The following is a 20,752-nucleotide window of genomic DNA, read 5'->3' on the forward strand; positions in this document are numbered from 1 at the left end:
GTCAGTCTGCCTTGCGCCCGGCGGTCCTCCGGGGACTTTCGCCCCTATGCGGGCCCCCACGTCCGCGCGACGGTGGGATGGAGGACAGGAGCCAGCAATGGGTAACAGCCAGAAGCAACCGAACATGGCGGTCGTGGTGGGGGTTGACCGCAGGGCGTCGAGCCAGCGTGCCATCGACGAGGGAGTGAGACTCGCCCAGCGAACCGGCCGTCCCGTCCACCTGGTGTACGCGACCGGTGTGGGGATCGTGCCGTGGAGCAAGGAGTACCTCGCCGGCAAGGACGACTTCATGACGACCTGTCGTGACCGCGCCGCAGCAACGGCACCCGACACACCGGTGACGTATGCCGTCCACGTGGCCGAGCCTGCGGCGACGCTCGTCCACGCGAGCGAGACCGCCTCGCTGGTGGTCATGGGGTCGGCCGGCCTGGGTCGGGCCACCGATGTGCTGCGGGGGTCGGCGACGGCCAAGGTCATGGCCCACGCCCACTGTGCGGTCATGGTGGTCCCCCACTCGGGAGAATGGGACACCGATGGACCGATCGTGGTCGGCCTGGACATCGAAGAACATTCACGCCCCGCGCTGGAGTGGGCCTTCTCCCAGGCATCCCTCCAGAAGGCCCCCCTCGTTGCCCTGCACACCTGGTGGTGGGAGGAGCCGGACCCCTTCTACTCCAGTGGCGCCCTCGGTGAGGAATGGCTCCAGGTGGAGCAGTCCCAGGAGCTGGAGCTGGCGGAGATGTTGGCTGGATGGCAGGAGAAGTACCCCGATGTGCAGGTCACCCCCACGGTGATCCGTGGGCAGGCGGCCTTCGCCCTCGAGGAGCTCTCCACCACGGCGCGCCTGGTCGTCCTCGGCACCCGCGGCAGGGGTGGGTTCGCCGGCCTCCTGCTGGGCTCGGTGAGCAACCACACCGCGCACCACGCCCACTGTCCGGTCGTCGTCGTCCCGTCGACCAAGCGATGACGATGTCCGCGAGGCAGCCACAGAACGCAGTGGTCGTGGGGGTGGACGGAGGGGTCGCTGCCAACCAGGCGCTGGACGCCGCCGTAGCGGAAGCAGAGCGATCCGGGCGGCCCTTGCACATCCTGCATGCCACACGAATGGGGACGCTGCCCTGGAACCCCGAGCGCATCGGGGCCCACGAACAGATAGCGCTGGGGTGCTATGAAAGGGCGAAACGCGCCAACCCGGCTCTGTCGATCACCTACGACACCCAGATCGAGGGTCCGGCTGCGGCCCTCGTCACCGCGAGCCACACCGCCTCACTGATCGTCCTCGGCCCAGCCAGCTACGGCCGCGCGGCGTCCACCGTCCTGGGGGCGACCTCGCACCAGGTCGCCGCACACTCTCGGTGCCCGGTCATGGTGACTCCTCAGTCCGGCCGTTGGTCGTCCAGGGGCCCCGTCGTGGTCGGGGTGGACGCTGCCGAGCACTCGGTCCAGGCCATCGCCTACGCCTTCGCTGCCGCAAGCACGCGCCATACCGACCTGGTGGCGGTGCACACGTGGTGGCGCGACGAAGCCGGGCCCTTCCTGCCCGGCTCCGGGTCCGAAGAGGAGTGGACCCAGGTGGCGCAGAACCAGAAGCTCATCCTTGCCGAGATGCTGGCCGGCTGGCAGGACAAGTACCCCGAAGTCCGGGTCACACCCACATCGGTGCGCGGCCAGGCAGCCGTCGTCCTCGAACAGGTATCGGCCGACGGCCAGCTGCTGGTGGTCGGGAGCCGGGGCCGGGGAGGCTTCACGGGACTGTTGCTCGGGTCGGTCAGCAGCCGAGTCCTCCACCGCGCGCGATGCCTTGCGGTCGTCGTGCCATCGACGAAACGACACTGAGGTGTCCCAGAGGAGGGATGACCGCCCATGGGCCAGAGCCTGACCGCGCCATCCAGGCCGGTCCCCTACCCCGTGCACGTCCGCACCGACCCGCTGCCCTCATCCGGTCGCTGGCTCTGGCTCGTCAAATGGCTTCTCCTGGTTCCCCATCTCGTTGTCCTGGCACTTCTCTGGGTCGCCTTCATCGTGCTGACCGTGGTCGCCTTCGTCGCGATCCTCGTGACCGGCCGGTACCCACACAGCGTGTTCGACTTCAACGTGGGCGTGCTGCGGTGGACGTGGCGGGTGACCTACTACGGATACGGCGTGCTGGGCACCGACCGGTACCCACCGTTCACTCTCGCGGACGTCCCTGACTACCCGGCGCACCTGGTGATCGACTACCCCGAGCACGAGTCCCGCGCTCTGGTCCTGGTCAAGTGGTGGTTGCTCGCCCTCCCCCACTACGTCGTCGTCGGCATCCTCGTCGGCGGAGGCGCGTGGACGGGCAGGGGCGACGGCTCAGGGCGCTTCACGTGGAGTGGCGGTCTGGTCGGGATCCTCGTCCTCGTGGCCGCGGTCACCCTCATGCTGACAGGCAGGTACCCGACCTCGCTCTACAACCTCACCCTCGGTCTGCAGCGATGGGTTCTACGGGTCTGCGCCTACGCCGCGTTGATGACGGACAGCTATCCCCCGTTCCGGTTGGACATGGGACCGGACGAACCACGAGCTACCGAGCCAACACCTTCCGGGCCACCACCTTCCGGGCCGCCCGCCGCACCGAGCGGGTCAGGGGCTGTCGGGTCCGGGGCTCGGAGGTGACACAGGTCGACCGGTCAGGATGAGAGGCCCGGCCTACGCAGCCTGCGACGCCAGGCGATCACGCCACACACCAGTGCGCCGGCGACGAACAAGAACGGACTGGCAATCAGCCAGAGGAACACCACACCGTCACGCGGAGCAGGGACACACCCGAAGCCGATCCCCGTGCACTGCCCGTTCGCGTTGTGGTCCGGCAATGTCGCATGCAGCACGAGCATAAGGACCAGTGGGAGGACCCACAGCGCGCCCACCGTCACCGCATACGGGTGCCTTCGGAGAAGCGGTTGCATGAGACCCATGGTGGCCCGACCGGGTCGCACGATGTCGCGGTTCTCAGAACCCGCCGCAGCAATGCTCGCGGCACGGAAGCCGCAGGAGCGCCCGTATGGGCGTCAGGAGCACGTAGGTTGCAGTGGACGACTACGTCCTTTTGTGGATGTTGACAGCTTCCCTCGCGGACAGGCTATGGGGAGCGTCAGCACCGGCCCCGCGCGCTGACCATCTGGTCACGGAGCGAGTACGGCCCGAGCCCTCTTGGACGGGAGCACCAGAGCAATGAGCATGAGCACGCAGCCTTCGTCCTCCACCCCGCCTCTTGACGGGAAGACGTCTCGGGCATCCAGCCGGTCGGTCGGCCGGAGACGATGGGCAGCTCTGCTGAGCGTGGCCACCGCGGTGGCGAGCGTGGGAGCTGCCCTGGGGCAGCCGGCTCCCGCCCAGGCTGCCAGCGGCCTGACGCTCGACAAGGTGGTCAGCGCGCACTCCGCGAGCAGCACGACCAGCGTGACATCACCGGCACTGACGACCTCGCAGGCGGGCGAGCTCCTGGTGGCCTTCGTCAGCTCGGACGGCCCCTCGAGCGCGACACAGACGGTCACCTCGGTCGCCGGGGCCGGACTGACGTGGCGCTTGCGGCAGAGGACGAACGCCCAGCTGGGCACGGCCGAGATCTGGCAGGCCGTGGCCACGGGCGCGGTCACCAACGCCACGGTGAAGGCCACCCATACGGGCTCCTACCAGTCCGCGATCACCGTCGCCGCGTTCCTGGGGGCTGACCTGTCGTTCGACGGTGCCACCAAGGGAGCCAGCGCGGCCTCCGGCGCGCCTACGGCAACGGTGACCACGACGCGGTCGGGGTCGTGGGTGTGGGGCGTGGGCAACGACTGGGATCGGGCCGTCTCCCGGGCCGTCGGGTCCAACCAGACCAAGGTGGACGAGTTCCTGGCCTCCAGCGGCGACACCATCTGGGTCCAACGTCAGACAGCCGTGACGACCGGCTCGGGCGTGGGAGTGCCCATCAGCGACACCGGTCCCACGACCGACCGATGGAACCTGTCCGTCATCGAGATACCGGCGGCGAGCACCGACACGACACCGCCGATGATCTCCGCCGTCTCCAGCGGCACCCCCACCCAGACGGCCGCGACGGTGTCCTGGACCACCGACGAGCCAGCCACCACCCAGGTCGCGTACGGAACGACAACGACCTACGGGTCGGCGACCACCCTCGACACCGCGTTGACGACCACCCACGCCCAGACGCTCACCGGCCTGACAGCCGGCACGACGTACCACTTCCAGGTGAAGTCTGCGGACGCCTCGAACAACCTGGCTGTCTCACCCGACGCCACCTTCACCACGGCGGCCAGCAGCGACACGACACCACCGACGGTCAGCCTGTCCACCCCCGCGAACAATGCGACGGTGAGCGGCAGCGTCGCGCTCTCCGCGTCGGCCTCCGACAATGTCGGGGTGGCCGGCGTGCAGTTCACTGTGGACGGGACGAACGTCGGGGCCGAGGTCAGCACGGCACCGTACTCCACCAGCTGGGACAGCACCACAGTTCCCGACGGGTCGCACACCATCTCTGCGAAGGCGCGCGACGCCGCCGGCAACACGGCCACCGCCACCGCCACCGTCAGCGTCAGCAACACCACCGCCGATCCCGCGTCGGTCGGGTCGTGGGGGCCAGTTCAGCCCTGGCCGGAGGTCTCCATCCACGCCGCACTCACGTATACGGGGAAGGTCCTCACCTTCCAAGGCGACTTCACCTCCAACGGCCAGCAGTACGTTCTCGACCCGGCGACCGGTGCGACGACCCAGGTGCCGAACGCAGCAGCCGACCTGTTCTGCGCAGGACAGGCGGTGCTGGCCGACGGGCGCATCCTCGTGGTCGGTGGCACGTCCACGAGCGGCGGGCTGGGGACCACCCACGTCACGGCGTTCAACCCCGCGACAGGCGCCTGGCAGACCCTGGCACCTATGCATCACCCGCGCTGGTACCCAACGGCGACGACCCTCGCCGACGGGCGCGTGCTCGTGACCTCCGGGGCGAACACCGGCAGCAGCGACCTCGTCCAGGTCCCTGAGGTCTACGACCCCCAGAGCAACACCTGGACCGACCTGACCACCGCCACCCGCAACATCCCCTACTACCCGTTCATGTACCAGCTCCCGGACGGTCGCATCCTGCAGGCCGGCGCCTCGGAGCAGGCGACCTCCACGATCGCGCTCACCATGTCCACCCAACAGTGGAGCACCGTCGACGGTCGCGTTCTGGACGGCGCCTCGATCACCAACTACGCCCCCGGCAAGCTCCTCAAGGTCGGGACCGCCTCCGACAGCGGCTTCACAGGAACCTCTGCTGCCACCGCCTACACGCTGGACATGAACCAGCCCACACCCTCGTGGCAACCGACCACGTCGATGGCCTACCCGCGCAGCTTCGTCAACCTCACCAACCTGCCCGACGGCACCGTCCTGGCCACCGGCGGCGATACCGACAAGTCCGGATACAACGAGGCCAACGCCGTCCTGCCGGCTGAGGTGTGGAACCCCGCTACGGGGAGCTGGCGCACCGTTGCTGCCATGTCCGTGCCGCGGCTCTACCACTCGGTCGCGCTGCTCCTGCCCGACGGCCGCGTGTTCGTCTCCGGCTCCGGCGGCGACGCCGGAGTGCCCGACGAGCGGAACTACCAGATCTACTCGCCCCCCTATCTGTTCAAGGGTGCCCGACCCGTCATCACCCAGGTGCCCAGCACGGTGCAGTACGGGACCAGCGCGTTCGTGCAGACCCCCGACGCGGCAAGCATCACGTCCGTCTCGCTGATCCGCACCGGCTCGGTCACCCACTCCTTCGACCAGAACACTCGAGCCCTGACCCTGCCGTTCACGCAGGCCAGCGGGGGCCTCACGGTCCAGCTGCCGGCGGACGGGAACGTCGCGCCCCCCGGCTACTACATGCTCAGCATCGTCAACGGCAACGGCGTTCCCTCGGTCAGCTCCATGGTCCGGTTCCCGGCCCCGTCCGAGGACACCGTCCCCCCCACCGCTCCGACCAACCTGGCTGCAGCCGGCGGTGTGGGCCGGGCCGACCTCACCTGGACTCCCGGCACCGACAACGTCGGCATCGCCCACTACGACATCTTCCGATCCACCAGCTCGGGCTTCACCCCTGGTCCGTCGAACCAGGTCGGCCAGACCGTCGGGAGTGCGACGTCGTACCACGACACCGGACTCGCTGCGGGGGCCTACTACTACCAGGTCAAGGCGGAGGACGCCGCGACGAACCTCAGTCCTGCCTCCAACGAAGCCAGCGCCACCGTCACCAGCGACACGACCCCGCCCACCGCCCCGGCCGGGCTGACGGCCACCGCTGCCGCTGGCCAGGTCGGCCTCAGCTGGACGGCCGCGACCGACAACGTGGGCGTGACCGGGTACACCGTGATCCGTGACGGCGCCGCCGTCGGCACCACCAACACGACCTCCTACACGGACACGAGTGTGGCCCCCGGTTCTACCTACACCTACACCGTCACCGCTCATGACGCTGCCGGCAACGTCGGGCCCGCGTCCGCCCCCGTCGCCGCCACCGTCCCCTCGGGGGCCCGGCCGGTGACGATCGACAAGCTGGTCACGGCTCATCAAGGCGCTGCAAGGGCGACGGTCTCGGCCGGGGGGATGACCACGACCGGATCAGGAGAGCTGCTCCTCGCCTTCCTCAGCTCGGACGGCCCGCTGGGAGCGGGGACAGCCGGCTTTTCCGGCGTCGCCGGCGGCGGACTCACATGGACCCTGCGCCAGCGGGCCAACGCCCAAGCGGGGACGGCAGAGATCTGGCAAGCCGTCGCCCCCGCCCCACTGACCAACGTCACCATCACCGCCACGCAGGCGTCTGGCGCGTGGGCGGCCTCGATGACCGTCGTCGGCTTCCTCGGCGCGGACACCGCACCTGGAGCCGTGACGGCGGGGAGCGCCGCCTCCGGAGCTCCCACCGCAACCTTGACCACCACCCGTGCGGGCAGCTGGGTCTGGGGAGTCGGCACCGACTGGGACGCACCCGTGGCACGCACCATCGGCCCCAACCAGAGCCTCGTGGACCAGTACCTCTCACCTTCGGCCGACACCTACTGGATCCAACGACAGACCGGCCCAACGCCGCAGGCCGGGACCGCCGTCACCATCAACGACACCGCCCCGACGGCGGACCGCTACAACCTCGCCCTCATCGAGGTCCTCCCGGCCCCCTGAGGCTGCCCGACGTCGGTCGTGGCTCCCCCTTGGCGGTCGTGGCTTCCCCTGTCGGTCGTGGCCTCCCTGCGGGCGCTACAGCTGCCTCTCAGTCGGCACTCTCGGTCATGACCCGGCGGTGGAGCTCGGTCGTCAGGGCATGGATCTGACGCGTCAGCTCGGTGTTCGTCTTCAGCTCCAGCTCCGACTCCGTGAAGTCATGGTCGGCCTTGGCCTGTTGGAACGCAGCCTGCCGGTTCTGGCCGATCATGACGAAGGTCGACAGGAAGATGGCCTCTAGCGACACGATGAGCGTCAGGGTCGGCCACGGGCTGGCCTCGAAGACCAGCATCCAGACGGCGAACAGCGCCGCGTGGATGTAGACGAAGTTCATCGAGCCGGCGAAGCCGGTGATCTGGTCCGCGATCTTCAGCTGAAGGCTGCTGGCCCGCTTCGCCATGACCGCGGCATAGGCGGGGTGGGTGCGGTGCACCGGGGCGGTCTCGGTGGGGTCGGCGTGAGTCATGAGGTCACTATCCACCCCACCCGACCGCCAGAGATGCGGTTCCGCCCCACAGCTCGGTCCAGGAGCAGTCACATCATGGCGTCGGTATGCCGAGCGTCCCCCGTCCCTCGCGCGTCCCGCGCCTCTCCTGCCTCCCCCACCTCGAGCTCCGTCCCCCAGCGGGCGGCCGAGGTGATGACGCGACCACCCTGTGCGGACGGCGGACGGCGTCGGCCAGCAGCAGTCCCCCGCCTGGAGCGACCGCAGCCAGCATGAGCACGGCATACAGGACGGCGACCGTCACGCCGGTGGCTGCGCCCAGCCCCGCCGCGCCGAAGGCCCAGGCGGCCGCACCTTCCCGCAACCCCCATCCCCCGATGCCGAGGGGCACCACCAACGCCATCTGGACCACCAGCAGTAACGCGACCAGCTGGGCGAGCGGCGCGCCGCTGCCTGCGAGCCTCGCCGCCGTGACGAACACCGCCGTATGCCCGGCGACGACCAGCACCGAGGCGAGCATCAGTTGCGGCCACACGTCCAGGGCCAGCAGGCCATGGCGCAGGTCAGCGGTGACGGCCCGGGCGGCACGGGCCACCCGGGTCCGGCCGCGGCGACCGGCGTCTCGCATGACCAGCGCAGCACACCCGACAAGGACCGACAACCCCGCGAGGCCCCCGACGACGTAGGGCAGCGCCGGGCGGACAGAGGTCGGCAGAGCCAGCAGGACGGCCACGGTCACGGCGGCCTGAACCACCTGGCCGCACAGCCGCTCCCACGCCACAGCGCGCAGCCCGCGCACGATGTCGCCGGCTCCCCGGCCGTGCCTGACTGCCCGGTGAACGTCGCCGAGGACCCCACCGACGAGCACGGAGTTGAGGAACAAGGAGCGGTAGTAGGCGCCCACCGCCTGGCGGAGCCCGAGGTCGACGCCGAGCGCGCGGGCCACGACGCGCCAGCGCCACGCGGAGCACAGTGTGGTCAGGCCCGTGAGCGCGGCGGCGGCCAGGAGCACCGGCCAGGTGACCGAGCGCAGCCCGTCGGAGAACGCCGTCGCGCCCACCTGCCGCCACAGGAAGCACAGCACGATGGCTCCGGCCGCCAGGCGCGACCACCTCGATCCCGACGCGGCGGCGAACGTGCGTACCGCCGACCCGATGCCGAGCCGAACGGAGCTGGTGACGGCCACACCCGTCATACGGATCGGCCGGGCGCGGAGTTCAGGCAGCCACTCAGCGGTGGGCGGCGTCCAGGGCAGCCTGCAGGCTGGCCCGGTACCCCTCGCTCGTGTACGTCGCCCCGCTCACGAGGTCGATGTTGGCCGACTGCGCGGCGAGCGCCTCGCTGCGGAGCGTGGGCTCGGCACCGGCGCTGATGTCCACCGAGGTCTGGGAGCTGTCCGTGAGGTGCAGCGCCTTGACGTCCACGATGCGGGTGCCGAGGAGGGTGACGCTCACCTGCACATCGCCGTAGCGGGTCTGGGCCACGCCGCCCACGATGGTCCGACGCGTCGGCGCCGCCTTGCTGCCGGCCTTGCCGGTCTTCGCTGTCGACCCCGACCGCGGACCGCTGGAGGACCCGGACGTCGTCGGCCCCGGGGGCACGGCGATGACGCGGACCCCACCCACGGCCGTCGGCCCGGGCCGCTGGCCGGCCTGCCAGCTGGTCACGATGACGACCCCGGCTGCCGCTGCGGTACCCAGAGCAGTGATGACCCTCACCAGCTGAACCTCTCGTCGTGGATGTTGCGTCTCGGCACGCCCGCGGCCCGGAGGCTGGAGTGGACCAGATCCATCCACACGTTCGGACCGCAGATGTAGACGTCGTGCTGGCGCGGGTTGGGGACGAGCTGGCGAAGCCGGTCGGCGTCGTCCCGGCCGGGCAGCCCGTCGGGCAGCCAGGAGCCCTCCACCGGCGGCCCGGTGAGCAGGTGCAGGGCATGACCGCGCGACTGGGTCAGCTGCTCGAGCTCGGTCCGCAGGGCGAGCCGGTCGGCGGCGTCCGCCCGGTAGGCGATGGTGAGGTCGCCGGGCCGGACCGTCGGGTCCGCGGCGAGCTCCTCCGCCAGCGCGCGGATGGGGGTCACGCCGATGCCGGCCGCGATGAGGAGCACCCGGCGTCGCGTGCGCTGGGCGGTGGTGAAAGCGCCATAGGGCCCCTCGATGAGGACGCGAGTGCCGGGGCGAAGCCCGGCCAGCGCCCGCGAATGGTCGCCGAGGTCGCGCACCGTGAGCCGCAGATGGCGGTCGCTCGGCATGATCGACAGCGACCAGGGGTGGGCGAACGTACGCAGACCGGGGGCGTTGAAACGCCAGTTGAAGAACTGTCCCGACCTCGCGTCGAGCTCCTCCAGCCGGCGACCCCGGACCCACACCGACCACGTGCCGGGTCCCTCCTCGACCACGGCCTCGACCCTGAGCTGATGGCGCACCGAGCGGTAGACCGGCACGACGGCCCGCCACCACACGATCGAGGCGGCGACGCCGACGTACAGCGCCAGCCAGTACGCATGGACCAGGCCCGACTGGGTGAGGTCGGACCCGATGGACAGCTGGTGCGGGATCGACAGGGTCACCGCTGCGTATGCCGTGAGGTGCACGAGGTGCCAGCGCTCATATCCCATGGCATGCACAGCTGCCCGCACCGACGTCACCGCGATGACCACCATGAGCGCCGTGGCTGCGAAGGCCGTCAGCATGTCCGGCACGTTGCGCAGCATGACGAACGGTTCGACCACCACGCCGAACCACGCCCCCCGATGGTCGCGCGCGGCATACCCGAGGATGAGCGCCTCCATGTGGAGAAGCACCAAGGGCACCGTCACCCGGCCGAGTATCCGGTGCGCCTTCAGCGCCCGGTCGGCGCCGTAGACACGGTCGAGCCAGGGCACCCTGGCCGCGAGCAGCATCTGGATGAGCAGGAGGTCCACGGAGATGAGCCCGGTGAGCCGGCCGACCGACACGAGCTCGGTCGCAAAGTCTCCGGCGAGGAGGTCATGGCTGCCGCCGTCACGCAGGTAGACCGCAACGACCAGCACGAGGCTGGCTACCGCCGCGACCTCGAGGAGGTCTCCGCGGCTGCGACGCCAGGCCTGGTGCCGCTGGCCCAGCAACCGCGCCTTGCGGAGGTTGGCGTCGGCGGTTCTGCGGGTGCGTTGACCGCGGGGATGAGTGGTCACCCTCCCATGGTGGCGGGCGGTTCTCAGAGACTTATGAGACCGGCGTGCCACGATGGCATGCGTGACGACAGGTGCCCGGCTCCTCCTGGTCGAGGACGACCTCCGCTTGGCCGGGATGCTCGAGCAGCTGCTCACCGAGGAGGGCTACTCCGTGGCGGTGGCCCGGGACGGGCAGGACGGCCTTCACCAGGGTCTGGTCGGCACGTTCGACGTCATGGTCGTGGACCGGGGCCTGCCGGCCATCGAGGGGGTGGACCTGGTCTCTCGGCTGCGCTCGCGCGGTGTCGCGGCGCCGATCCTGCTGCTGACCGCCCGCAACACCGTGGCCGACCGGGTGGAGGGGTTGGACGCCGGTGCCCAGGACTACCTCGCCAAGCCGTTCGACATCGACGAGCTGCTGGCGCGGCTGCGCGCTCTCCTGCGACCGGTCTCGGCGCTGGCCGAGGAGCTCCCCGTGGGCCCACGGCGTCTCGTCCTCGCCGAGAACCGGGTGATCTCGGGTGACGGTGCTCCCGACGTCATCCTGTCGCCCCGCGAGGCCGAGCTGCTGGCGGTCATGGCCCGCCGCCCCAAGCGCGTCTTCACCCGCGACGAGCTGCTCGACGGCATCTTCGACGGTGCCGAGACGCCCGGAGCCGTGGACACCTATGTCCACTACCTGCGGCGCAAGCTGGGGGCCGGGGTGGTGGAGACCGTCCACGGTGTCGGCTACCGGTTGGGGGCCGAATGACGCCCCCCGCCGAGGGCACGCTCCTGCGCCGGGCCGCCTGGTCCGTCTCCGCGCAGACGGCGCTCGCCGTGGCGATGGTGGTGGTGATCGTGTCGCTCGGCGTCGTGGTGCTCTTCGACCATCAGCAGGCCACCGAGATCAGAGGACTCGTCAGGCAGACGGCCACGAAGGCCGACGACGTCAACGACCCGCCGGTCGGGATCTGGCTGGTGCGGGTGACAGGCGCGTCGCGGACCGCGAGTCCGGGGACCCCGGCGGCCGTCGTCGGCGCCCGGCAGCTGGCCGAGGACCCGCCTGGTCTGGTGTCGGTGGACACCGCAGGGTCGCACTGGACCGCGTGGGTCGACGCCCGCGGGGACGGCGTTCGGTTCGCCGCGGTGTACGACCAGTCGCGCCACATCGCCGAGGAGCACCGCATCGTCGATGCGACCACACTCGCCGGCCTGGTCGGCGTGATCCTCGCCGCTGGTATCGGCCTGCTGGTCGGGCGCCGAGCCGTGAGGCCGCTGGGTAGCGCCCTGCAGCTCCAACGACGTTTCGTGGCAGACGCCAGCCACGAGCTGCGCACGCCCCTGGCCGTCGTCCACACCCGCGCGCAGATGGTGAGGCGCCATCTGGCCGCCGACGCGTCTCCGCGCCAGCGCGCCGAGCTCGACCAGCTCGTGGCGGACACCGAGTCACTGGGTGAGGTCGTGTCCGACCTGCTCCTGGCGGCACAGCTGGAGCACACCCAGCTGGCCCACAGCCGCGTCGACCTGGCCGAGCTGGCCGAGGAGGTCGGCGCCAGTATGCGCCCGTATGCCGAACAGGCCGGGGTGCACCTGGACGTCGCCGTCGAGGGTGGGCGGTCCGACGGACTGGTCGTGAGCGGCGCACCGACTGCCCTGCGACGCGCACTGACAGCGTTGGTGGACAACGCGATTGCCCACTCGAGCTCGGGCGGTGCGGTCTGCATCCGGCTGCAGGCCGATGGTGCTGGTCCTTTCGCCCAGGGCCGGGCGGCGGGCATGATCCGGGTGAGCGTCGAGGACCACGGAGACGGCCTCGACCCCACCGAGGCCACCCGCCTGACGCAGCGGTTCGCCCGAGGGGAGCCGACCTCCGCGGGAGGCGGTAGACGGTTCGGGTTGGGGCTGGCCCTGGTCGACGAGGTGGTGCGGGCGCATCAGGGCCGGCTCGAGATCGCCGGCGCCCCCGGAGAGGGGTCGTCGTTCACGCTGCACCTACCGGGCGCGGCAGACGCCGGCACGCGGGCAGAGGCCGATGGCTGACGGCGACTGGCCTGCGTCCACTGCGTCCTTCAGTCCCGGGCTCCACCCTCGACGCTGAACCGCCTGCCGGTGATGGTGCTGGGTATGACCCGGACCACCTGAGGTTTCGAGCCGCCCTGCCACGGGAAGATGGGCAGCATCAGGGCCTCGATGACCTCTTCGCTCTCGTAGACCACCCGGCCGACACCGTGCACGACCACGCTCCAGGCCTCCCCGGACGACGCATCGTAGCCGTCGACCTCGAAGGCCACCCGCTGCCCGTGCGTGGCCGACAGCTTGGTCCCGACTGCCGTCCGGAACACCACGGTTCCGTGGTCCACGACATGGTTGACCGGGAAGACGTCCGGCGCACCGTCGACCACGACCGCCAACCGGCCCACGGGGACCGACCGGAGCAGGGCGAGCGCCTCGTGGAGCTCGATCTCGCGAGTGCGCGGCTGGGGGACGTGGGTCGGGCTCATGCCATCCAGTGCAGACCGGATGCTGCGGCCCGCACCAGTGACCAACGTCCCGGACTGTCTCCGAGGGCGGCATTTGAGCAAGTCAGCGCCGATCCAGGGGAAACTGGACATACTGACGGACGACAGGTCGGGACTCAGGGGGCAGGGCTGTGGTGGTGGGATGCTGCGCGAGCTGACGGCGATGGCGGCCGTCACCGCCGTCGCGCTTGCGGCGATGGGGATCTACGTCGCTCGTCGCGCCGGCTCCCGGGCCGGCGCCAGCCTCGCGGTCATGCTGTCGAGTGTGGCCTGGTGGGCGACCGCCTACGCCATGGAGCTCTCCACCATGGGGTCGGCCCGAGGTCTGTGGGGGGACCTGAAGTACGCCGGAATCGTGCTCCTCTCCCCCGCGTGGCTCGTCTTCGTCCTCCGTTACACCGGCAGGGACAGCTGGGTCACGCGACGGCGCGTCGCTGCGCTGGGGATCGAACCGGTGTTGGTCGCGACGGTGCTGGCCGTGCCCGCGACGCACGATCTGGTTCGGTTCTACCGGCCCGGGGGGCAGCCTGGCGCGGTGCCGGTCATCGAGTCGGGTCCGCTGTTCTGGGTGGTGTTCGGCTACGGCAACGCCGTGCTGCTGGTCGCGACGGTCCTGTTCGTCCGCGCCATGGCGGCGTTGCCCTCGACCTACCGAGTGGCGGCCACCGTGATGGTCACTGCGGCCCTGGTGCCGTGGGTGGTCAACGTGCTCTACAACCTCAACGTGGGGCGCTTCGGCGCGGTCGACGTGACGCCCTTCGCGTTCATCCTCACGGGCGCGGTGCTGGTCTGGGGGCTCTACCGTGAGCGGCTCATCAACCTGTCGTCGGTGGCCTGGAGTGCCGTGGTCGAGGCGGTCGCCGACGGCGTCATCCTCTGCGACGCCTTCGGCACGGTCAGCGATGCCAACCCAGCCGCGTTGCGCGTCCTGGGCCAGCGCCGGCGTGAGCTCGTCGGGCGGCCACTGGACGCCATACTTCCTGGCGCCGTCACGGAGCTGAGCCCCGACAACGGTCCTGGGACCGGGGACGCCCAGGTGACCTTCACCGGGCGCGACGGCCTGACCCGCCACGTCGAGGTGCGACGCCAGGACCTCAGCGTCCCGTCGGGAGCCCGACGCGCCGGGGAGCTGGTCCTACTCCGCGATGTCACCGAGCGCACGGTCCGAGAGCGGGAGTTCCGCTCGCTGCTGACCGAGCAGACCCGCATCGCCACGGTGCTGCAGTCCAGCCTGGTCCCTGCCCTCCTCCCCCCGATGGGCGACGTCTTCGTCGCAGGCGTCTACGAGCCGGCCGGCTCGGGCCTCGAGGTGGGCGGCGACTTCTACGACGTCTTCCGGATCGACGCGCAGCGATGGGGAGTCGTGTTGGGCGACGTGAGCGGAAAGGGCGCCTCCGCCGCCGCCCTCACCGGACTGGTGCGCTACACCGTGCGCGCCCTCGCCATGCTGAACCCGCGACCGGCGCAGGTGCTTCACGGCCTCAACGACGTCCTGCTGCGCGAGGGCCAGGACGAGCGGTACTGCACCGTCGCGTTCGCCGTCGCCCAGGAGGACCCGGACGGGCTGGACCTGACCCTCGCCCTCGGTGGCCACCACCAGCCGCTGCTCCGCTCCGGCGACGGTCGCGTGCGAGCCGTCGGAGTTCCCGGCACGGCGATCGGGCTCATCGACGAGCCCACCATCACCGAGACCCTCGTCCAGCTCCGGCAGGGCGAGCTGCTCTGCATGTATACCGACGGGCTGGTCGAGGCGCGCCGCGAAGGGGTGTTCTTCGGTGACGAACGGCTCTCGGCGTTGCTGTCCACCCTGGGAGGGGCGAGGCCCGCACCGGTGCTCGACGCGATCGCCAGCGCCGTCCACCACTTTCGCGGCGGCGCGCTCGAGGACGACCTGGCTCTCCTCGCGATGGGCCTCCCGCGGTAGGTCCGCGACGCGACCGTTCCCCTCGGTCCGCATTCGCCAGCGGCGACGGCTCTCGTGCGCTAGCGTCCACCGCGGGCGGACAGGATGCCGGGGGTGACGCATCATTCGGGGTGCAGCACATCTTCACTGCAACCGCTCGCGTCGGCCATCCGGGCTCGATGCCAACACGAGATGCGTGAAGAGGAAACGAGCCATGGGCAAGGAAGCACGACCCGAGGACAGCACGACGGCACGCCCCGACCGGCGGGCGCTGCTGCGCACCGGCGGTGTTGCGGTCGCCGCCACCATGGCTGGGCTGGCCGTGGCCGAGATCGCCACTGCGGGCGGCGCCAGCGCCGCGACGGGGGAGCCGGTCACGATGGGCGCCACTAACGACGCGGGCACGACCTCGACCAGCCTGACGAGCGCAGGCACCACGGGCTCGACCCTAGAGCTGGCGAACACCACCACCTTGGCGCCACTGAGGCTCGTCGAGCAGACCCGCCCGACCGCCCAGCCGGCCTTGACCAGTGGCGACCTGGCCAACTATGGGGGCGACCTGTACTACGCCACCGGCGACCCGAGCGGGCCCCTGGTGGGCATGGTCTACTCCGAGGTCAACGCCAACCAGCTCGTGCCGATCACCCCGCAGCGGGTCCTCGACACGCGGTACTCCGGTGGCCGCGCCAAGATCGTCAACGCGGCCGGCAACCTCGACTCGGCCGGGCGGCTGCTGGCCGGCCACAGCATCGACATCGACCTGTCCAGCCTGGAGTTCGCTGCCACGGCCGCATACTGCAACATCACCATCGTCGGCCCCGTGAACGGCGGCTGGCTGACCCTGTGGCCCGGTGGGACGCGACCGTCCGTCTCGTCCATCAACTTCACGGCGAACGCGGTCATCGCCAACTTCGCCGTCACCGGGACGAGCGCCACCGACACCGTCACGATCTTCGCCTCCACCACCACGCACGTGCTCCTCGACGTCACTGCCTTCACCGTCGCCAACCCGAGTCAGATCAACCCCAGCGTCATGCCGGCCACCATGACCATGGCGAGCCAGCGGCTCGCCACTCGCGCCAAGACCCACAACGCGCCCAGCTGGTACTCGCCGCGCTGACCGGTCGGCGCCTCGCTCCCAAGGCGCTATGGGAGCGAGGCACCGATGGTCGGCGCGTCGCCTCAGTAGACGTCCGGCCGACGGTCCTCGAAGAGGTGGTTGTGCGGGCCGATCCGCTTGTCACGTCCGGCCTGGAGGTCGAGGTCGCACTCAGCGGCCCCTGAGGCGTCGACCTCGGCGACGACCCAGCCCTCGTGGCTGATGACGGTCGTGCCCTCGTTCCACTCCTGACCGCGTTCGACCCCGCTGCGGTCACAGCAGATCACCGCCATCTTGTTGGTCCGTGCGGCGGCCTGGGCGATGACGACCTCTGGCGGACGCTCCCCCTCAGGTCGCTCGACCAGCGGCCAGTTGGTCGGCACGACCAGCGCATCGGCGCCACGCATCGCCACGTTCCGCGTGTACTCCGGGAACTCCAGGTCGTAGCAGACCATCAGTCCGAGCCGCCCCAGCCGCGTGTCGACCACGGGGGCCCGCTCGTCGCCGGCCCGGAACACGGTGTTCTCCTCATGCCAGAGGTGCACCTTGCGGTAGTTCGCGAGAACTCCGCTGCCGTCGAACAGCATCGCGCTGTTGTAGACCACGCCGTCATCGCCGAGCTCGGGGTACCCACAGGCGACGATGGTGTCCTGAGGCACCGCCTCGACCCACTCCGCGACGCGGTCATCGGCGGGCGTCATCGCGACCGAGCGCGCCTCCGCCTCGTCGTGGAACATGTACCCCGATGACGCCAGCTCGGGCAGCACGAGCAGGTCGACCCCGCCGCTCGCCCGGATGGACTCGAGGATCTGCGCGTGGTTGTAGTCCGGCTCCCCGATCCGTGGCGCCAGCTGACGACACCTCACCCGCGTCATACGAGCTGTCCCGGCTCTGGCTCGTGGTCGAGGCCGTCGGACCTGTGGGGCATGGCGTTCCTCGTCTCCGGGGTGGCGGGCACTGGGCGTTGCTGCGAACACTGGGCGCTGCTGTGAACCTAGGGACTCACCGCCAACAGGACAACCCGGCGACGTACATTCGGGTGATGACGCCGACTGATCTCCCGACGACGCTGGGCGAGCTGACCGCGAGTGGCTACGTCCACCGCACGGTCAAGGAGGAGCTCCGCGACAACCTGCTGGCCCGGCTGCGGGCTGGAGAACCCGCTTTCCCGGGGATCGTCGGGTTCGACGACACGGTGCTCCCCGAGCTCGAGGCGGCCCTGCTGGCCGGCCACGACCTCGTGCTGCTCGGTGAGCGGGGCCAAGGCAAGTCCCGCCTGATGCGCACGCTGGCCCAGCTGCTCGACGAGTGGTCCCCCGCGGTCGCCGGCTGCGAGATCAACGACGACCCCGTGCGGCCCACCTGCACACGGTGCCTGCGGCTGCGCGCCGAGCTGGGCGACGACCTCCCGGTCCGGTGGCGGCACCGCCTGGACCGGTATGCCGAGAAGCTCGCCACACCGGATACCAGCGTCGGTGACCTTGTCGGGGACGTCGACCCGGTCAAGGTCGCCGAAGGGCGAACCCTCGGCGATCCCGAGACCGTCCACTACGGCCTCGTGCCGCGGGCGAACCGGGGGGTGTTCGGTCTCAACGAGCTCCCCGACCTGGCCGAGCGCATCCAGGTCGCCCTCTTCAACGTGCTGGAGGAGCGCGACATCCAGATCCGCGGGTACTCCCTGCGCCTGCCGCTCGACCTGCTCGTCGTGGCGACGGCCAACCCCGAGGACTACACCAACCGCGGCCGCATCATCACGCCGCTCAAGGACCGGTTCGGTGCGGAGGTCCGCACCCACTACCAGGCGGAGGTCGCGGACGAGGTCACCCTGATCTCGCAGGAGGCCCGGCTCGTCGCGGACGTCCCCGAGCACCTGGTCGAGGTGATCGCCCGGTTCACCCGCGGCCTGCGCGAGTCCTCCGCGGTCGACCAGCGGTCGGGGGTGTCGGCCCGCTTCTCGATCGCTGCGGCCGAGAGCGTTGCCGCCTCGGCCCTGCGGCGGGCCGCCCGCGTCGCGGAGCCACAGGCCGTCGCCCGCATCTGCGACGTCCCGCCCGTGGTGCCGACCCTGATGGGCAAGGTGGAGTTCGAGATGGGTGAGGAGGGACGCGAGCGTGAGGTACTCGACCACCTCCTGCGGCTCGCGACCGCCGAGACGTTCCGGGCGCGGCTGGCAGGCCTGGATCTCTCGGGGTTCACCGACCTGTTCGCCGAGGGCGACGTGGTGGAGACGGGTGAGCTCATCCCCGCTACCGAGCTCCTCTCCCAGATCGGCGCGACTCCCGGGCTGTCCAAGGTCCTCGACAGGCTCGGGCACGGCGACGACGCCACGCCGGGTGTCGTCGCCGCCGCGGTCGAGTTCGTCCTCGAGGGGCTGCACCTCACCCGTCGGCTGGACAAGGACACCGTCGCGGGCCGCACCGTCTACGGAGCCTGAGCGTGGCCGGCATACCTGGTGGGCATCCTTCGCACGGCGACCGGTTCCGCTACGGCCCCTGGCACGGTGGGGCCGACCCGCTCGCGCCGCCGTTCGACGTGCGCGCAGCCCTGGACGAGATCGGGCGCGACGTCCTCGCGGGCGGCTCGGCCAGGGAGGCCCTGCGCGACCTGCTCCGCCGTGGACTCGGTGAGCGCCGCGGACTGGACGACCTGGCCGACCGGCTACGCCGGGCCCGCGAAGCCGCACGCAGGCGCGGTGACCTGTCCGGGACGCTCGACCACGTCCGTGCCGCCCTCGACCAGGCACTGGCCGCCGAGCGCGACACCCTGGCCGGTGAGGACACCGATGCCGCACGCCTCGCCGAGATGGACCTCGCGACGCTGCCCGACGACGTCGCCGGCCAGGTCCGGGCCCTGGCCTCGCACGACTGGCACTCCCCCGACGCCCAGGCGATCTACGACCAGATCGCCCAGATGCTCCAGCGCGAGGTGCTCGACGCCCAGTTCGCCGGGATGGCGCAGGCGCTGTCCGGCCAGGACCCCGAGACCATGGCGGCGGTTCGCGACATGCTGGCCGACCTCAACCGCCTCCTCGCCGCTCACGCTCGCGGCGAGGACACCACCGACCAGTTCCGCGACTTCATGGACAAGCACGGCCCAATGGTCCCCGAGTCCCCGGAGACAGTCGACGAGCTCATCGACGCACTCGCCCGCAGGCAGGCCGCCGCGGCCCGGATGATGGCCTCGCTCAGCCCGGAGCAGCGCGAGCAGCTCGCCCAGCTGATGAGCGACGCTCTGGCGGACGCCGACCTGGCCTCCGAGATGGCCCAGCTGTCCGACAACCTGCGCGCGCTGCGCCCCGGCCTGGACCGGGGCGGCCCGGTCCGGATGGGACAGGGCGGGGTGCCGCTCGGCTACAGCGCGGCCGTCGAGGCGGTGGCCGACCTCGCGGACCTCGAGGCCCTGGGCCAGCAGCTCGCCCAGTCGTACGCCGGGTCTAGCCTCGACGACGTGGACGTGGAGCGCCTCGAGCAGCACCTCGGTGGCGACGCGGCCCGCGACTTCGAGGCACTGCGCCAGCTGGAGCGCGAGCTCGAGCGGCAGGGCTACCTGAGCCAGGGCGACGACGGCCTGCGCCTCACGCCGAGGGCAGTACGGCGACTCGGCGAGACCGCTCTCAAGCGGGTGTTCGACGGGCTGACGGCAGACGGCCGCGGCGACCACGACGACCATCGCACCGGCCACGCCGACGAGCCCACCGGCCTGACCCGAGCCTGGGAGTTCGGTGACGAACAGCCGATCGATGTCGTGCGCACGGTGTCGAACGCCTTGCGCCGCAGGGAGACTCGCGACTCAGGCGTCAGGCTCGAGGTGGGCGACTTCGAGGTGGTGGAGACGGAGCGGCGCACGACAGCGGCCGTCGCGCTGTGCGTCGACATGTCGTTCTCCATGGTCAACGAGGGTCGCTGGGGGCCGATGAAACAGACTGCTCTGGCCCTCTCACACCTGGTGCAGACACGGTTCCGGCAGGACGCCCTCGAGATCATCGGCTTCAACATCGCGGCACGCCGTCTCACACCGGTGCAGCTGGCCGAGGCGGAGCCGGAATGGGTGCAGGGCACCAACCTCCAGCACGCCCTGATGCTGGCGTCCCGGCATCTGCGCCGGCATCCCCAGGCCCAGCCGGTCGTGCTGGTGGTGACCGACGGCGAGCCGACGGCCCACCTCGGGGAGGACGGCATACCCCACTTCCAGTGGCCCACGACCCAGGCGACCCTACGCGCCACGGTGGCTCAGGTCGACGAGCTGCGCCGAGCCGGCGCGGCCCTCAACGTGTTCATGCTCGGCGACGACCCCGGCCTCGCCCGCTTCGTGGACGCGGTCGCCCGCCGGGCCGGCGGCCGGGTCTTCACACCCACCGTGGACCGGTTGGGCGAGTACGTCGTCAGCGACTACCTACGAACCCGCCGAGGCCGCAGGCGCGCCGGCTGAGCCTGGGTCGAGC

General features: G+C 70.8%; 16 protein-coding genes. 10 read left to right on the forward strand and 6 right to left on the reverse strand.

The features are described from left to right. The first annotated feature begins 97 nt into the window (after positions 1 to 97). From VGN50_RS05710 to VGN50_RS05725, 4 genes are all read left to right on the forward strand, one after another. On the forward strand, positions 98 to 967 hold the full coding sequence (locus tag VGN50_RS05710) for a universal stress protein (protein ID WP_327443727.1): 870 nt from the start codon (positions 98 to 100) through the stop codon (positions 965 to 967). A 2-nt stretch (positions 968 to 969) separates the two neighbouring features. Next, positions 970 to 1,836, forward strand: a complete 867-nt coding sequence (locus VGN50_RS05715; RefSeq protein ID WP_327443728.1) for a universal stress protein — start codon at positions 970 to 972, stop codon at positions 1,834 to 1,836. Between the two features lie 27 nt (positions 1,837 to 1,863). Then, complete coding sequence (locus VGN50_RS05720) at positions 1,864 to 2,640, forward strand: DUF4389 domain-containing protein (protein WP_327443729.1); 777 nt, start codon at positions 1,864 to 1,866, stop codon at positions 2,638 to 2,640. Between the two features lie 684 nt (positions 2,641 to 3,324). Further along, positions 3,325 to 7,170, forward strand: a complete 3,846-nt coding sequence (locus tag VGN50_RS05725; protein ID WP_327443730.1) for a galactose oxidase-like domain-containing protein — start codon at positions 3,325 to 3,327, stop codon at positions 7,168 to 7,170. 88 nt (positions 7,171 to 7,258) lie between these two features. Here the strand turns inward: VGN50_RS05725 and VGN50_RS05730 are convergent, their stop codons facing one another. From VGN50_RS05730 to VGN50_RS05745, 4 genes are all read right to left on the reverse strand, one after another. Then, positions 7,259 to 7,675 carry a DUF1003 domain-containing protein gene (locus VGN50_RS05730; RefSeq protein ID WP_327443731.1) on the reverse strand — a complete coding sequence of 139 codons (417 nt, stop codon included), beginning with the start codon at positions 7,673 to 7,675 and terminating at the stop codon, positions 7,259 to 7,261. Positions 7,676 to 7,748: 73 nt separating this feature from the next. Beyond that, a complete protein-coding gene (locus tag VGN50_RS05735; protein ID WP_327443732.1) occupies positions 7,749 to 8,840 on the reverse strand; it encodes a lysylphosphatidylglycerol synthase transmembrane domain-containing protein in 1,092 nt (363 codons plus the stop codon). A gap of 43 nt (positions 8,841 to 8,883) precedes the next feature. Continuing rightward, a complete protein-coding gene (locus tag VGN50_RS05740) occupies positions 8,884 to 9,372 on the reverse strand; it encodes an FMN-binding protein (protein WP_327443733.1) in 489 nt (162 codons plus the stop codon). Continuing rightward, positions 9,369 to 10,829 carry a ferredoxin reductase family protein gene (locus tag VGN50_RS05745; RefSeq protein ID WP_327443734.1) on the reverse strand — a complete coding sequence of 487 codons (1,461 nt, stop codon included), beginning with the start codon at positions 10,827 to 10,829 and terminating at the stop codon, positions 9,369 to 9,371. The genes VGN50_RS05740 and VGN50_RS05745 overlap by 4 nt, the downstream gene beginning before the upstream one ends. 115 nt (positions 10,830 to 10,944) lie before the next feature. Here VGN50_RS05745 and VGN50_RS05750 point away from each other — a divergent pair, with 115 nt between their 5' ends. After that, positions 10,945 to 11,559, forward strand: a complete 615-nt coding sequence (locus tag VGN50_RS05750; protein WP_414694568.1) for a response regulator transcription factor — start codon at positions 10,945 to 10,947, stop codon at positions 11,557 to 11,559. Beyond that, a complete protein-coding gene (locus VGN50_RS05755; protein ID WP_327443736.1) occupies positions 11,556 to 12,830 on the forward strand; it encodes a HAMP domain-containing sensor histidine kinase in 1,275 nt (424 codons plus the stop codon). The genes VGN50_RS05750 and VGN50_RS05755 overlap by 4 nt, the downstream gene beginning before the upstream one ends. 29 nt (positions 12,831 to 12,859) lie before the next feature. Here the strand turns inward: VGN50_RS05755 and VGN50_RS05760 are convergent, their stop codons facing one another. Further along, on the reverse strand, positions 12,860 to 13,291 hold the full coding sequence (locus VGN50_RS05760; RefSeq protein ID WP_327443737.1) for a pyridoxamine 5'-phosphate oxidase family protein: 432 nt from the start codon (positions 13,289 to 13,291) through the stop codon (positions 12,860 to 12,862). A 160-nt stretch (positions 13,292 to 13,451) separates the two neighbouring features. Between VGN50_RS05760 and VGN50_RS05765 the strand changes: the two genes are divergently transcribed. Both VGN50_RS05765 and VGN50_RS05770 read left to right on the forward strand, forming a co-directional pair. Beyond that, on the forward strand, positions 13,452 to 15,233 hold the full coding sequence (locus tag VGN50_RS05765; protein WP_327443739.1) for a histidine kinase N-terminal 7TM domain-containing protein: 1,782 nt from the start codon (positions 13,452 to 13,454) through the stop codon (positions 15,231 to 15,233). Positions 15,234 to 15,426: 193 nt separating this feature from the next. Further along, positions 15,427 to 16,332 (forward strand): hypothetical protein, encoded by a 906-nt coding sequence (locus tag VGN50_RS05770; RefSeq protein WP_327443741.1) that lies wholly within the window; start codon positions 15,427 to 15,429, stop codon positions 16,330 to 16,332. 62 nt (positions 16,333 to 16,394) lie between these two features. Here VGN50_RS05770 and VGN50_RS05775 read toward each other — a convergent pair whose 3' ends face one another. Next, positions 16,395 to 17,186: a nitrilase-related carbon-nitrogen hydrolase gene (locus VGN50_RS05775; RefSeq protein ID WP_327443742.1), complete on the reverse strand. Its 792-nt coding sequence runs from the start codon at positions 17,184 to 17,186 to the stop codon at positions 16,395 to 16,397. 167 nt (positions 17,187 to 17,353) lie between these two features. Between VGN50_RS05775 and VGN50_RS05780 the strand changes: the two genes are divergently transcribed. Further along, positions 17,354 to 18,745, forward strand: a complete 1,392-nt coding sequence (locus tag VGN50_RS05780) for a sigma 54-interacting transcriptional regulator (protein WP_327443743.1) — start codon at positions 17,354 to 17,356, stop codon at positions 18,743 to 18,745. Between the two features lie 2 nt (positions 18,746 to 18,747). Then, a complete protein-coding gene (locus tag VGN50_RS05785; protein ID WP_327443744.1) occupies positions 18,748 to 20,739 on the forward strand; it encodes a vWA domain-containing protein in 1,992 nt (663 codons plus the stop codon). The last annotated feature ends 13 nt before the right edge of the window (positions 20,740 to 20,752 follow it).

This window comes from Pedococcus sp. (assembly GCF_036000045.1).
Lineage (GTDB): Bacteria > Actinomycetota > Actinomycetes > Actinomycetales > Dermatophilaceae > Pedococcus.

What these genes read in the sequence shown, in the direction of transcription:
- VGN50_RS05760 (WP_327443737.1), bottom strand. Translation starts at nt 13,291, where the DNA reads ATGAGCCCGACCCACGTCCCCCAGCCGCGCACTCGCGAGATCGAGCTC.
- VGN50_RS05780 (WP_327443743.1), top strand. Translation starts at nt 17,354, where the DNA reads ATGACGCCGACTGATCTCCCGACGACGCTGGGCGAGCTGACCGCGAGT.
- VGN50_RS05755 (WP_327443736.1), top strand. Translation starts at nt 11,556, where the DNA reads ATGACGCCCCCCGCCGAGGGCACGCTCCTGCGCCGGGCCGCCTGGTCC.
- VGN50_RS05770 (WP_327443741.1), top strand. Translation starts at nt 15,427, where the DNA reads ATGGGCAAGGAAGCACGACCCGAGGACAGCACGACGGCACGCCCCGAC.
- VGN50_RS05765 (WP_327443739.1), top strand. Translation starts at nt 13,452, where the DNA reads ATGCTGCGCGAGCTGACGGCGATGGCGGCCGTCACCGCCGTCGCGCTT.
- VGN50_RS05715 (WP_327443728.1), top strand. Translation starts at nt 970, where the DNA reads ATGTCCGCGAGGCAGCCACAGAACGCAGTGGTCGTGGGGGTGGACGGA.
- VGN50_RS05730 (WP_327443731.1), bottom strand. Translation starts at nt 7,675, where the DNA reads ATGACTCACGCCGACCCCACCGAGACCGCCCCGGTGCACCGCACCCAC.
- VGN50_RS05720 (WP_327443729.1), top strand. Translation starts at nt 1,864, where the DNA reads ATGGGCCAGAGCCTGACCGCGCCATCCAGGCCGGTCCCCTACCCCGTG.
- VGN50_RS05750 (WP_414694568.1), top strand. Translation starts at nt 10,945, where the DNA reads ATGCTCGAGCAGCTGCTCACCGAGGAGGGCTACTCCGTGGCGGTGGCC.
- VGN50_RS05775 (WP_327443742.1), bottom strand. Translation starts at nt 17,186, where the DNA reads ATGACGCGGGTGAGGTGTCGTCAGCTGGCGCCACGGATCGGGGAGCCG.
- VGN50_RS05710 (WP_327443727.1), top strand. Translation starts at nt 98, where the DNA reads ATGGGTAACAGCCAGAAGCAACCGAACATGGCGGTCGTGGTGGGGGTT.